Below are 12,417 nucleotides of genomic sequence, written 5' to 3' on the forward strand. Positions count from 1 at the left end.
GGTGAAAGACACACCCGCATCATCGACGTCGGACGGGCCGGAACCGGTCGCCCAGGCCCCTAAGGCAGCATCGGTCAAGCCGCTCTCCTTGGCGGATCTGCGTCACCTGACGCCGGCACGCCTTGCGCTGGGACGCGCCGGCGCCAGCCTGCCGACCCGGCCCTTGCTCGCGTTCACGCTCGATCACGCGCGCGCTCGCGATGCGGTGCATGCGCACTTCGATGCTGCTGCGGTTGCTGAAGATCTGGCGCAGCTCGATCTGACCGCGTTCACCGTTGCAAGCCGTGCCGCGAACCGCAGGGATTATCTCAGCCGCCCTGATCTCGGCCGCCGGCTCGATCCTGCTTCGGCTCAGGCGCTTTCAAGTCAAGCCCTGACCGGGGGACGAGCAGGGGATGTCGTGATCGTGATCGGCGACGGGCTGTCCCCGAAAGCGGTCCAGGGGCACGCCGTCGCCCTGATCCGGGCGCTGGCGCCCCGGCTGGCTGCCGCCAAGCTCACGCTCGGGCCGATCGTGATCGCCACGGGCGCGCGCGTCGCGCTGGGCGATGAAATTGGCGAGCTGCTGGGGGCGCGGTTGGTCGCGATGCTAATCGGCGAGCGGCCGGGCCTGTCGGCGCCGGACAGTCTCGGTGCGTACATCACCTTCGCCCCTCGAATCGGCCGCAGCGACGCCGAGCGGAACTGCGTCTCCAACATCCATCGCGCCGGGCTCAGCTATGACGAGGCTGCAGCCAAGATCGCCTGGCTGATCCGCGAGGGCTTGGCACGCCAGCTGACCGGCATTGCATTGAAGGACGAGAGCGACGGTACGCCGCAACTATCGGCTTAAATCCGCAGTGGCCGAATCGCGACGTAGGCGGAAATTATGGCCTCTCTCCGACTTGTGTCGCGGTGTGCGCTTGCGAGCAGCGCGAGAGACCTGCTAAACGGGCCGAAGAATTTTCGTATGTTTTCAAGGGTTAAGATCGGCTTCGGGCCATAATGCGGCCAATCATTCTGCGCTGAGCGGCCCTATTTTCGCCCTCTCTGCTCAGGCTTGAGCCAGGACCGAGCTTCAACGACTGGACAGGGCATGCTCGAAGTCAGACGCGACAATGAAGTCCATGTCGAAAAGGTCGAGACGCGGCCGCTTGGCAGCATCGCCTTCGGCCTGGAGCGGATTGGCTTGCTCGCGGTCAAGGCGCCGGTCATCTCCTGCATCGTGCTCTTGGTCCTGATCGTCGGCGCCGTGTTCGGCATCCACCGAATCAAGATCGATGATTCGCTCAGCCAGTTGTTCCGGTCCGACACCCAGGAATTCCACCAGTACGAAGAGGTGACGAAGAAATTCCCGGCGGAGGAGTTCGACGTCCTGGTCGTGGTCGAAGGCAAGAACCTGCTGTCGCGCGACAATCTGCAGAAGCTGCGCGACTTCGTCACCGACCTGCAATTGGTCGATGGCACGCGCGGCCTTGTCTCGCTGTTCTCGGCCCGCCAGGCGCCGGCGCCCGGCAAGCTGCCGGCAGCGCTGTTTCCCTCCGACCTTCCTGAAGGGGAGGCCTACGACAAGTTCATCGAGACGGTGAAGTCCAACGAGATCATCCGCGGCAAGCTGCTCTCCGAGGACGGTACGCTCGCGCTGGTCGTGCTGTCGCTCGATCCCAAGGTGGTTGCCAGCAGCGAACTTGGCAAGGTCGTCGGCGACATCCGCAAGCTGATGACGGAGGATCTGGCCGATACCGGCCTCAATGCGGATCTCTCCGGCGTTCCGGTCATGCAGCTGGAAATCCGCAACGCGGTCGAGCGCGACGGGCTCACCTACAACGTGCTCGGGATCCTCGCCGGCTGCATCATCGCGATCATCTTCTTCCGCAAGATTTCCTTCATGATCGTGGCGGCGTTTCCGCCGCTGATCGCGATTCTGCTGGCGCTCGGCGCGCTCGGCTGGGCCGGTTTCAATCTCAACATGTTCCTGAACGTGATGACGCCGCTCATCATGGTGATCAGCTTCTCCGATTCGATGCAGCTGACTTTCGCGGCGCGCGACCGGCTGATCGCGGGGCAGGACAAATATACCGCGTTCAAGAATGCGGTCCTGGTCGTCGGCCCGGCCTGCGTGCTGACCCATGCGACGGCCGGCATTTCCTTCATCGCGCTGCAATTCTCCGATTCCGACCTGATCCGGAAATTCGGCGAGGCGGGGCTCGCCGCGACGATCATCGCGCTGCTCGCGGTGTTGTCGCTGGTGCCGGTGTTCGGCGTGCTGCTGGTCCGCAATGAGCGGATCTTTGCCGTCAAGTTCCAGAGCGCGGACGCCGGCGTGCAGGGGCTGCGCAATTTCTGCTACTGGATCGCGGTCCGCATGGTCGGCCGGCCGGGGCTGTTCAGCTTGATCGCGGTGCTGTTCGTAGGTTCGCTCGCCGTGATCTATGCCAATCTCCAGCCGCGCTATCGGCTGGCCGACCAGGTGCCGGACAAGCGGCAGGCGGTCGCCGCGAGCAACCGGCTCGACGCAAAGCTGACCGGCGCCAATCCCGTCAACGTGCTGATCCAGTTTCCGAAGGGCGCTTCGCTCTATGCGCCGGAGACATTGCAGACGATCGCCGACGTCCACGCCACCGTGGAGAAGGCGGCCGGGGTCGGCAATGTGTGGTCGGTCGAGACGCTGCGACGCTGGCTCGCCGAGAAGGCGGGAAGCGACGACGTCGCGACGCTCAAGGAATATGTCAACCTGATCCCCGAGCATCTGGTACGCCGTTTCATCGACGCCCAGCAGGATGCGGTCGTGGTGGCGGGCCGGGTGCCCGACCTTGACTCCAGTCAGCTCCTGCCCGTGGTCGATAAGCTCGACCATGAGCTCGACGCGGTCAGGAAGAAGCATCCGGGTTACGAGGTCGCAGTCACCGGGCTGGCTGCGATTGCCGCACGCAACTCCGCCAGCATGATCGAGAAGCTCAACCATGGCCTGACCATCGAGTTCGCGCTGGTGGCGATGTTCATCGGGCTTGCCTTCCGCTCCTGGGTGGTGATGCTCGCCTGCATCCTGCCCGGCATCTTCCCGGTGGTGATGTCCGGTACCCTGCTGTGGGCGATGGGGGAGGGCCTGCAGTTCGCCAGCGTCGTGGCCTTGACCGTGTCGTTCGGCCTCGGGCTGTCGGCGACCATCCATTTCCTCAACCGCCTCCGGCTGGAGGGCAGGCCGGATGTCAGCGCGGCGGTCGCGGTAGAACGCGCCACCGTGCTGGTCGGACCCGCGCTGATCCTGACCACGGTGGTGCTGGCCTGCGGCTTGGTCGTGACGGTGTTTTCCGATCTGCCCTCGCTGCGCCTGTTCGGCTGGCTCAGCGCCTTCTCGATGGTCGCGGCACTGTTCGCCGACCTCTTCATCCTGCGCCCGACGGCGATGTTCCTGATCAACATCGCGCAGAAGTTCGGACGCAAGGCAGTGTGATCGCGGCCGCTCGAATGACGGGGCCGATGGGGGATATCGGCGGCGTACGCCCGCGCAGATGTGACAGGTTGAACGAAGCGCTTGGCCGCAGGCGTTGAGCAAACCACCGCTAAAAACGAACGGCCCTGACGAGGTCAGGGCCGTTGGCGAATTCGGATGTGTCGGATCGCGTCCGGGACCATCAGGTCTTCGACATCGTGATATTGACGCCGCGGATTTCGCCCTTCGAGCTGATGCTCACGGTCTGCTTGTTGCCGCTCGTCCGCAGCGACAGGCTGGCGGCAAAGCCGGCGGCCTGCACGAACACCTCGATCTGGCCGCGGCCGGCGGTGCCCTGCAATTCGCCGTTCAAGTTGCGGCTGGCCTCGCTCCAGTTGCCGGAAATGCGGTCGCCCTCGCTGGTCACGTCGCTCGACAGGATGAACTTGTAGCTGTCGCTGGCGCATTGCAGGCTCTGCTTGAGGGTCACGCCGGCCACTCGGTAGTTGGCCTTGCAGCGGATACGCTCGGTGGTCCCATCCGACAGCGCGACCGTCCCGATGCCCGACCAGTTGCCGTCGAAGCCGGCAAACGGGCCGCCGGATTGGGCGTAGCTTGCGGACACGGACAGCATCAACGCAGCGGACAGACCTGCGGCCTTGATCACGCGTCCAGAGAGACTTGAGCCAAACAGTTTCATATCGAGTTTCCCATCCAAATTGACGCTCTTCCGCAAGACACGTCTCGCCGCATCGACCACTTAGTGTCTCCGCACCCAGTGAGGTTCAAATGACGGACGAGCGGCGCGGTTCGAAGGCTGCGGTTGGCGAAGCCGCAAACCGCTCCTCGTGGTTTCGGCGGCGGCGCATCTAACGGTGTGCGCGGCATGCATGCAACAGCCAAATGCGAAAAACCGCGACTGTAAAATAATGCCCTAGTATCAAAAGCTTGTTTATGCGAAATGATCGACCCCGAGCCGGTTCGGTTCGGAACTTTTGGACGCAAATCTGGCCGCATTTGGCAGCGTTTCGGGCGCTGGGAGGGCGTGCGGCTCTTGCAAACCGAACGGTCGTTTCCTGACGCCATCGGTCGTCGGGAATGTCCGGCTGTCGAATGAAGGAACAAGATGCGTAAGATCTTTCTTGCACTTTCCCTGCTGTCGCTCTCCGTCTCCACCGGTGCTTACGCACAGCAGGCCGCTGGGCGCAGCGGTACTCCCGAGGAACAGGCGGCTTGTACGCGTGACGTGCAGAAATACTGCCGGCCCGTGATGGATCAGGGCGATTTCACCGTCTTGGCCTGCCTGAAGGAGAATCGCACCAAGATCAGCCAGGCTTGCGATCAAGTCCTGAAGACCCACAACCAATAAGCCCTCGTCTTCCGAAGTTGGGTTAACGGCCCGCCCGCACCGTTTGAGGCGCCGGCGGGCCGGATTGTGCAGTTTGCATTGGTTTTGGCTGCATCTTCGCCTATATGAGACCGGCAATCCTTCGCGATCGGCGAGGGACGGGCATTGTTCGCCACTGCGCCTGTCAACCTGATAGTTTGTTTTCCCTATGACCACCGCGAGCGATTTGCGATCCGGCAAGACACACCGGGACGAGAACTTTCCAGTGGCCTCCTGGATCATCCGCCCAGAGCACCGGCCGCTGATCCTCTCCTTTTACAACTTCGTCCGAACCGCAGACGACATCGCCGACCATCCGACGCTCGCGGCCGATGAGAAACTGCGGCTGCTCGATCTGCTCGAGGCCGAACTGACCGGCACGGGCGACACGCAGGACGTCGCGGTCAATTTGCGTCGCGCCTTCGCCGAACGGGCGATGTCGCCGCGCCATGCGCTCGATCTGTTGGCCGCCTTTCGCATGGACGTGACCAAGCTGCGCTACGAAAACTGGGACGAACTCATTCACTACTGCCGTTATTCCGCCATGCCGGTCGGGCGCTTCCTGCTCGATGTCCACGGCGAGAGCACCGCGACCTGGCCGGCCTCGGACGCGATCTGCGCGGGCTTGCAGATCAACAACCATCTTCAGGACTGCGGCAAGGATTATAGGGCGCTCAACCGCATCTATCTTCCGCAAGACGTGCTGGCCGACCATGGCGCCACCGTCGAGATGCTGGGCGAGCCGAAGGCGCCGGCGCCGCTGCTCGCCTGTCTGCACAAGCTTGCCGAACGCAATGAAGCGCTGCTCGACGAGGGCAGGGATTTGAACAGCGGCGTGAAGGATTTCCGGCTCGGGCTCGAGATCGCCCTGATTCAGGCCTTTGCGGATCGTATCGTGCGCATGTTGAAGGAGCGCGACCCCTTGAGCGAACGCGTCCATCTCAGCCCGCTCGAACTACTTGGCTGCAGCGTCGGCGCCGTCACCGGCGAAATCGGCCGTCGCCTGGCCGGACGTCATCCGGCCTCGAAAACGGCGGCCGGCGCATGACGTTCGAAGCCACTGCCGAGACTCCCGATTACGAGGCTGCCGCGTCCGGCAGCTCGTTCTACGCGGCCATGCGGATCCTGCCGCGCGCGCAGCGCGAGGCGATGCTGCAGATCTACAGCTTCTGCCGCCAGGTCGACGACATCGCCGACTCCGAGGGGCCACGCGACGAGCGGCTCGCCGCCCTGCAGCGCTGGCGGGAGGATATCGACGCATTGTATCAGGGCCATCCGCCGGCGCGGCTGCGCGATTACGTCCGCACGGTCAAGACGTTCGGCCTGAAGCGCGAGGACTTCCTTGCGGTCATCGACGGCATGGAGATGGATGTGCCGCAGGACATCCGCGCGCCCGATTTCGCGACCCTCGATCTCTATTGCGATCGGGTGGCGAGCGCCGTCGGACGCCTCTCTGTTCGTGTGTTCGGCATGCCGGAGCAGGACGGCATTCTGCTTGCGCATCATCTCGGCCGCGCGCTGCAGTTCACCAACATCCTGCGCGATATCGACGAGGACGCGCAGCTCGGAAGGCTTTATCTGCCGCGCGAAGCGCTCCTGCATGCCGGCATCACCGGCGACGATCCGGCCAAGGTGACCGCAGAGCGCGCCTTGCCGAAGGTCTGCAACTCGCTCGCCGTTCACGCCAAGGCACATTTCGAAAAATCCGACGAGATCATGCAGCGCAATCGCCGCCGGGCGGTGCGCGCGCCGCGGATCATGTCCAAATACTATCGTGCCGTGCTCGATCTGCTGCTCGCGCGCGGCTTCAATGCCCCTCGCGAGCCGGTGCATGTGAGCAAGCTCACCAAGCTCGGCATCATCCTCCGTTACGCCCTCATCTGATGCAGAAAACCGCTCACATCATCGGTGCCGGGATCTCCGGTCTTTCGGCCGGCGTGCGGCTCGCCAATGCCGGCTATGTCGTGCATGTCCACGAGGCGACGCAGCAGATCGGCGGTCGCTGCCGCTCCTATTATGATGCCGCGACCGATCTGGTGATCGACAACGGCAATCACCTTTTGCTGTCGGCCAACCATCATGCGCTGGCTTACGCGCGCACCATTGGTTCGGAGGCGGGCCTGGTCGGGCCCAAACAGGCGCAATTCGCCTTCGTCGACATCAGGACGGGTCAGCGCTGGCTGCTCGATCTCGGCGATGGCCGGTTGCCGCTGTGGGTGTTCGATGCGAGCCGGCGCGTGCCGGATACGGCCTTGCGCGACTATCTCGCGCTGTCGCCGCTGATTTGGGCCGGCACGAACAAGACGATCGGCAGCACCATTCCCTGCAAGGGCACTTTATACGATCGCCTGGTTCAGCCGCTGCTGCTGGCGGCGCTGAACTGCGACCCGCCGGAAGGCTCGGCCGGACTTGCCGGCGCGATCGTGCGGGAGACCTTGCTCGCCGGCGGGCAGGCATGCCGGCCGCTGATCGCGCGCGACGGTCTCTCCGGCGTGCTGATCGATCCTGCGGTCAAATTCCTGGAAAGCAGAGGCGGCAGCGTGCGCACCGGGCGCGAGCTGCGCAGCTTGGAAACCTCCGGCGGCCGCGTGTCGGGGCTGGCCTTCGGCGGGGGCGAGACCATCGCAGTGGGTCCGAACGATGTGGTCGTGCTGGCAGTGCCGCCGAGGGCGGCGCAGGCGCTGCTGCCGGGCCTGCCGGCGCCGACCAAATTCCGCGCGATCGTCAATGCGCATTTCCGCGTCGACCCGCCGCGCGACGCCGCGCCTATCCTGGGCGTGGTCGGCGGCCTGGTCGAATGGCTGTTTGCTTTTCCGCAGCGGTTGTCGGTGACGATCAGCAATGGCGACCGCCTGGTCGACCAGCCGCGCGAGGAGCTCGCCGCGGCGATCTGGGCCGATATCCGCAAGGCCGCCGGGATTTCGGCCGACCTGCCGGCGCAATTGCCCCCTTGGCAGATCGTCCGCGAGCGGCGGGCCACCTTCGAGGCGACCCCGGAACAGAACGCGCTCCGGCCGGGCCCGAAGACCGCGTTCCAGAATCTGGCGCTTGCCGGTGATTGGACCGATACCGGGTTGCCAGCCACCATCGAAGGCTCGGTGCGCTCCGGGGACCGCGCGGCGGATCTCATGCTGGCGAGCGGTTGAGCTCGGCTACCCTCGGGCCGGTATTGGCGACGCCTGAGTCGATTTTGCGGCTCGGTTCTGCTAGAATGGCATGAATTTTGCTATATAACGGGCCGGGCGCTGATGAAGGCATGCCCTCCATCGCTTTCGCACAGCACGCAGGACCAAATGGCAACACCGGGCAAAAAACGCATGTCGGACGGCCGCACTGCGGCGTAAACGGGGTTTCCTGACGAATTCTTTCTGCGTAATCGTAGGATTTGTGAATGCTTCTCGCTTCGGGTGTCCCCCGCGGCGGAGAAATTGGGACAAGAGATAGCAGGGTGTCAGGGGTCGGATTGTGAAATTGGGGACGGGGGACAGAACGTCCGCGGATCGCCCGATCGATCCGCGGCCAGTCTTGGTTGTGACTGGCCTGGTACAGGAAGCCCGTATCGCGGCTGGTCCTGGGATGATGGTCATCTGCAGTTCGAGCGATCCGCAGCAATTGCGCTCGCTGCTCACCGTGTTCGACCCGACCTCGATTCGCGGCGTCATCAGCTTCGGCGTGGCTGGCGGACTGGATCCGTCACTGAAGGCCGGCGATATCGTCGTGGCGACGGAGGTCACCGCCGGTGACGCGCGCTGGTTTGCCGGGCTGTCCTTGAGCGAGTCGCATATCGCGCGCGCGGCCCTCGGCCGACGCCGGGTGGTTCGCGGCGTGCTTGCCGGGGCCGAGGAGGTCGTGGTGGCGCAGGCGCGCAAGGCGGCGCTGCGGATGAGCACGGGCGCGGCTGCGGTCGATATGGAGAGCCATATCGCGGCGGCCTATGCCACCGAATACGGCCTGCCTTTCGCGGCGCTGCGCGTGATCTCCGATCCTGCCCACCGCACGCTGCCGTCGCTGGCCAAGGACGCCATCAAGCCGAATGGCGACATCGATCTGCCGTTGATCCTGCGCGGTGTAGCGCGCAATCCCGGCGTGCTGCGGGGCTTGGTCTCGACCGGCATCGAGTTCAATCTTGCTCTGCGGTCGCTGCGCGGTTGCCGCGATTTTCTACTGAACAGCCTCTTGGGGGCTGAGGCATTTGCCGGCACCACGGAGCTTGCTGCCGCCGAGGGCTGAGTTCAGTCCCGGCCTTCGGAGCGGGACGTCAACGCTGGCGCCCGAACTCGACGGCAATGGCGATGGGCATCTCGGCCGGTGCGGGATCGAAAGGCACGCTGGCGCGAATGGTCTTCAGCGCGCTGGTGTCGAGAAGCGGTTGGCCGCTGCTGGTAACGATTTTCAGGGTTTCCGGACGGATATCTCCGCTTGGCAGAACGACGAAGGATACCTTCGCGGTGCCCTGAAGCTTGGCCTTGCGAGCGTCGTCGGGATACACCAAGTGGGCCTGCACTCTCTTCGACAACCGCGCGCCATATTCGCGGCGCAGAGCGATCTCCGCCTTGCGATCGGGCTGGACGGTATGGGCGACCTGACCCTCCTGAGCACCAGCGATGGTGTCGTCGCTGGTGCCGGCTGATTTTGTGTCGGCCTGCGGCTCCGGCTTCTGTTCCGTCGGTCGAGGCGCGGGCGGCGGCATCGCCGCATCCTGGTCATCGATCGGATGTTGTTCGGCGGCTTCCGAAGCGGGCGTTTGCGCGGGCTTCGTCGGTTCTGGCTTATCCTGCTCGACGGAGCCCTTGATCTCCTGCTGCACGATCGCTTCGGTTTGAGTGTCCGCGACGGCGCCTTGCAATTCGACCACCAGGCTCGACGGTTCGTCCGGTGGTGCGGCCCACGTGGACCAGACGTACGAAGCGGCCGGCGCGGCATGGAGCAGCAGCGAGGCTGCAAGACCATGCCAGATCGTGAACCAGGATCTTCGGCTGGTGTTGTCTGCAGGCATGGCGGTCTTCCTTCCCGGAGAACGCCGCTACCGGGACAGAGTCTGGGTCTGCACGGCGGTCTTGCTGAAGTTGAGCCGCTTGAGAAGGTCGGCGACGTCCACGAAGTTCTGGAACGGCGTGGCGCGATCGGCGCGGATCAGGAACGACGTCTCGGGCGGCAGCGCCTTGATCCGGCTTTCCAGCTCGTCCTTCGTCACCAGCGCGCTGTCGAATGCCAGCGCGCCGGTGGCGGAGATCTCGATGATGATGTCCTTGTGCTTTTCGACCTTGGTCTGCGAAGCCTGAGGCAAGGCGAGGGGAATGCGTCCGGTGGCGATGAAGTTCGCCGTCGTCAGCACCATGGTCAGCAGCACCAGCATGATGTCGACGAAGGGAATGACGTTGAGGGTCTCGAATGGTTTCTCATCCATGGGCGATCTCCCACCGCACGAGCAATACCTTGGTCTTGCGCAGCAGCGCGTTGTAGGAGACCACCGACACCAGGGCGACCACGAGGCCGACCGCGGTGGCCTTCAACGCCAGTGCAAGGCCGACCATGATCTTGCTGGCATCCGCCGAGGCATCGAGTCCCATGTTGTAGAACGTCAGCATGATGCCGAGTACGGTGCCGAGCAGGCCGATATAGGGAGCGTTGGAGGCGACGGAGGCGACGACGATAAGGCGCCGGGTCAGTTCCAGTTCAAGCGCCTTGATATTCGTGAAGCTGTCCAGATCCACGGCGCGGAAGAAGAAGATCCGCTCGAGCACGATGGCGACGACGACGACGCTCAGCGCGATCAGAACCCCGATGATGCCGTAGTCGATTGCGGCCGACAGCCATTGCATCTCCATGTGGATCTTCCCGGAGGTTGAGCGGTTTGGTCAGAAGGTCACGCCGATCTGCACCAGGGCCTTGGTGCCGCGGTCATAAGTTTGCGCGCCGGCATTCGAGCCATAGCTGTGGGCGACCTGGGCCTTGAGCAGCACCAGCCGCCTCGGCGAATATTCGTAATTCGCGTAATAGCCGAGGCCGACGGCATTGAGTTGGGTGTAGCCCTTCTGCAGCGTCGTGAACGCCGGGTTCTCCAGCCAGACCGCACCGACATCGGTGAACAGGCCGACCGAGTGGCGATAACTCTGAATCTCGGGCAGGGCGTATCTCAGCTCTGGCGTGAACAGATAGCCGCTATCGCCGGCCAATCCCTCGTCATAGGACCGCACGCCGTAATAGCCGGTCAGGCCGAGTTGTTCGCTGGAATCCAGATTGCCGCGCAGGAATTTTTGCGCCCGGACGCTGGTCGCAAGCGACAGCTTGTCCGTGAAGGCCAGCACCGCATTGAGGTTCAGATTGATCTTCGCAAAGTCGCCCGCAGTGTGGACGCCGGCAAGATTCGTCGCCCGTTGCGCCGGATCGGGAAAATCCACCGTGCCTCCGGAGATGGAAAACATCGCACTGGTGATCAATGGCAGCCCTGCAAGGGCGCCTACTGTGTCGCGGGTGACGCTGAGGAGTCCGACGTCCATGTTGCGGTCGGCGATGGACACGCCGAGGACGTTGTCGTTCAGCTTCTTATGGGTGTATCCGCCTGAGATATAGATGCTCTCGTCGCGTCCGCGCAGTACGGGATAAGTCAGGGCGGCGCTGAACGCGTCGGCAGTGCCGGTCGCGTTGAGGCTCTGATAGATGCTTCCGAGCGTATAGGTGGTACGATAGGCTGCGATCTCGCCGCGCAATCCATTATAGCCAAGCGGAGCAGAATAGGCGATCCGCCCGTTCAAGAGATGTTTGTCGTCCGTCACGATCCCGAACGCCGAGAGCCGGTCGCCGAAGCCGAGCGGCGAGTTCAGGTTGATGCCGCCGGTGAGCCGGTCGCGGCCGGTGTAGGGCGAGCCGAAATTGTCAGCGAGCAGGTAGCCGTCGACGCGCCGCGCTTCCGGCACGCCGAACACGAAATCGGACGTCTCAGGCTGCTGCCCGCGCGCGATCGCAACCCGCGGCATGCCGGCGCCGGGCAGATCGGAGGTCAGCAGCATGGCCCGTTCGAGCTCGTCCTGGTGGATGAACGGCGAGGCGGCCAGCGCCTGATCGATCACGCCGCGCAGGAAATCGTCCCGGACCAGCGACTCGTTCTTCAGGGTGATGGTGCCGTACTTGCCGACGACGATCTTGAAGCGCAGCACGCCTTTGCGCGCGTTCTGGGCCGGAACATAGGTCTTGGCGACGAGATAGCCGCGGTTGCGGTAAAGCAGCGTCACCTTGTCGGCGGCCTCGTAGATTTCGGCCAAGGTGAGCCTGCGGTTCTCGTAGGGCGCCAGGATCGCGCGCAACTCGGCCTCTCCCGTCAGTTTCGGGCCGTCGACCTGAATCGAGCGGACCAGCAGCTTTTCGTGGTCGTTGAGCGTGAATGGCGGGTCGACCAGCCGCGGCAGCACGGGCTCGGCATTGGTCTGAGGGGACGGAGCATGCTTGCGGGTTTCGTCCGCCTGCCGCACCGCGTCGCCAATGCCCGGCAACGTCTGTGCTTGTGTCTGCGCCTGCGACGGTTGGGCTGAGATCAGCGTCGTGGAGAGCACGCCACAGCAAACGAGAATTGCGGCTGACTTCATGGACCAACTACCTTTGGAATTTGCTGTGATGAGGA

The 12,417-nt window shown here is 64.0% G+C and carries 12 protein-coding genes; 7 read left to right on the forward strand and 5 right to left on the reverse strand.

What is annotated here, in order from left to right; genetic code table 11:
• Position 1: 1 nt before the first annotated feature.
• On the forward strand, positions 2–832 hold the full coding sequence (eutC, locus tag QX071_RS24195; RefSeq protein WP_315706201.1) for an ethanolamine ammonia-lyase subunit EutC: 831 nt from the start codon (positions 2–4) through the stop codon (positions 830–832).
• A 243-nt stretch (positions 833–1,075) separates the two neighbouring features.
• On the forward strand, positions 1,076–3,433 hold the full coding sequence (locus tag QX071_RS24200; RefSeq protein WP_315706200.1) for an efflux RND transporter permease subunit: 2,358 nt from the start codon (positions 1,076–1,078) through the stop codon (positions 3,431–3,433).
• A 181-nt stretch (positions 3,434–3,614) separates the two neighbouring features.
• On the opposite strand, the gene QX071_RS24205 is transcribed toward QX071_RS24200, so the two are convergent.
• Complete coding sequence (locus tag QX071_RS24205) at positions 3,615–4,112, reverse strand: hypothetical protein (RefSeq protein ID WP_315706199.1); 498 nt, start codon at positions 4,110–4,112, stop codon at positions 3,615–3,617.
• Positions 4,113–4,538: 426 nt separating this feature from the next.
• Between QX071_RS24205 and QX071_RS24210 the strand changes: the two genes are divergently transcribed.
• The 5 genes from QX071_RS24210 to QX071_RS24230 all read left to right on the forward strand — a co-directional run bounded on the left by QX071_RS24210 (position 4,539) and on the right by QX071_RS24230 (position 9,029).
• Complete coding sequence (locus QX071_RS24210; protein ID WP_315706198.1) at positions 4,539–4,781, forward strand: hypothetical protein; 243 nt, start codon at positions 4,539–4,541, stop codon at positions 4,779–4,781.
• A gap of 187 nt (positions 4,782–4,968) precedes the next feature.
• Positions 4,969–5,847, forward strand: a complete 879-nt coding sequence (hpnC, locus tag QX071_RS24215) for a squalene synthase HpnC (RefSeq protein WP_315706197.1) — start codon at positions 4,969–4,971, stop codon at positions 5,845–5,847.
• Positions 5,844–6,683 (forward strand): presqualene diphosphate synthase HpnD, encoded by an 840-nt coding sequence (gene hpnD, locus QX071_RS24220; RefSeq protein WP_315706196.1) that lies wholly within the window; start codon positions 5,844–5,846, stop codon positions 6,681–6,683. Before hpnC ends, hpnD begins: the two co-directional genes overlap by 4 nt.
• The gene (gene hpnE, locus QX071_RS24225) at positions 6,683–7,945 is read left to right on the forward strand and encodes a hydroxysqualene dehydroxylase HpnE (RefSeq protein ID WP_315706195.1); all 1,263 of its coding nucleotides are present in this window, start codon (positions 6,683–6,685) and stop codon (positions 7,943–7,945) included. The genes hpnD and hpnE overlap by 1 nt, the downstream gene beginning before the upstream one ends.
• A gap of 319 nt (positions 7,946–8,264) precedes the next feature.
• Entirely contained in the window at positions 8,265–9,029 is a 765-nt protein-coding gene (locus tag QX071_RS24230; protein WP_315706194.1) for a phosphorylase, read from the forward strand.
• A 28-nt stretch (positions 9,030–9,057) separates the two neighbouring features.
• On the opposite strand, the gene QX071_RS24235 is transcribed toward QX071_RS24230, so the two are convergent.
• From QX071_RS24235 to QX071_RS24250, 4 genes are read right to left on the reverse strand one after another with little or no spacing between them, the layout of a single operon-like run.
• On the reverse strand, positions 9,058–9,795 hold the full coding sequence (locus QX071_RS24235; protein WP_315706193.1) for a TonB family protein: 738 nt from the start codon (positions 9,793–9,795) through the stop codon (positions 9,058–9,060).
• Between the two features lie 27 nt (positions 9,796–9,822).
• A complete protein-coding gene (locus tag QX071_RS24240) occupies positions 9,823–10,206 on the reverse strand; it encodes a biopolymer transporter ExbD (protein ID WP_315706192.1) in 384 nt (127 codons plus the stop codon).
• Entirely contained in the window at positions 10,199–10,627 is a 429-nt protein-coding gene (exbB, locus tag QX071_RS24245) for a TonB-system energizer ExbB (RefSeq protein ID WP_315706191.1), read from the reverse strand. Before exbB ends, QX071_RS24240 begins: the two co-directional genes overlap by 8 nt.
• A 30-nt stretch (positions 10,628–10,657) precedes the next feature.
• A complete protein-coding gene (locus tag QX071_RS24250; protein WP_315706190.1) occupies positions 10,658–12,382 on the reverse strand; it encodes a ShlB/FhaC/HecB family hemolysin secretion/activation protein in 1,725 nt (574 codons plus the stop codon).
• Between the last annotated feature and the right edge of the window lie 35 nt (positions 12,383–12,417).

Origin of the sequence: Bradyrhizobium sp. SZCCHNS1022, assembly GCF_032484835.1 — a bacterium.
GTDB lineage: Bacteria > Pseudomonadota > Alphaproteobacteria > Rhizobiales > Xanthobacteraceae > Bradyrhizobium.

Coding starts and splice junctions, on each gene's coding strand:
- hpnD (WP_315706196.1), top strand. CDS start 5,844: ATGACGTTCGAAGCCACTGCCGAGACTCCCGATTACGAGGCTGCCGCG.
- exbB (WP_315706191.1), bottom strand. CDS start 10,627: ATGGAGATGCAATGGCTGTCGGCCGCAATCGACTACGGCATCATCGGG.
- QX071_RS24205 (WP_315706199.1), bottom strand. CDS start 4,112: ATGAAACTGTTTGGCTCAAGTCTCTCTGGACGCGTGATCAAGGCCGCA.
- QX071_RS24200 (WP_315706200.1), top strand. CDS start 1,076: ATGCTCGAAGTCAGACGCGACAATGAAGTCCATGTCGAAAAGGTCGAG.
- hpnC (WP_315706197.1), top strand. CDS start 4,969: ATGACCACCGCGAGCGATTTGCGATCCGGCAAGACACACCGGGACGAG.
- QX071_RS24240 (WP_315706192.1), bottom strand. CDS start 10,206: ATGGATGAGAAACCATTCGAGACCCTCAACGTCATTCCCTTCGTCGAC.
- hpnE (WP_315706195.1), top strand. CDS start 6,683: ATGCAGAAAACCGCTCACATCATCGGTGCCGGGATCTCCGGTCTTTCG.
- QX071_RS24250 (WP_315706190.1), bottom strand. CDS start 12,382: ATGAAGTCAGCCGCAATTCTCGTTTGCTGTGGCGTGCTCTCCACGACG.
- QX071_RS24210 (WP_315706198.1), top strand. CDS start 4,539: ATGCGTAAGATCTTTCTTGCACTTTCCCTGCTGTCGCTCTCCGTCTCC.
- QX071_RS24235 (WP_315706193.1), bottom strand. CDS start 9,795: ATGCCTGCAGACAACACCAGCCGAAGATCCTGGTTCACGATCTGGCAT.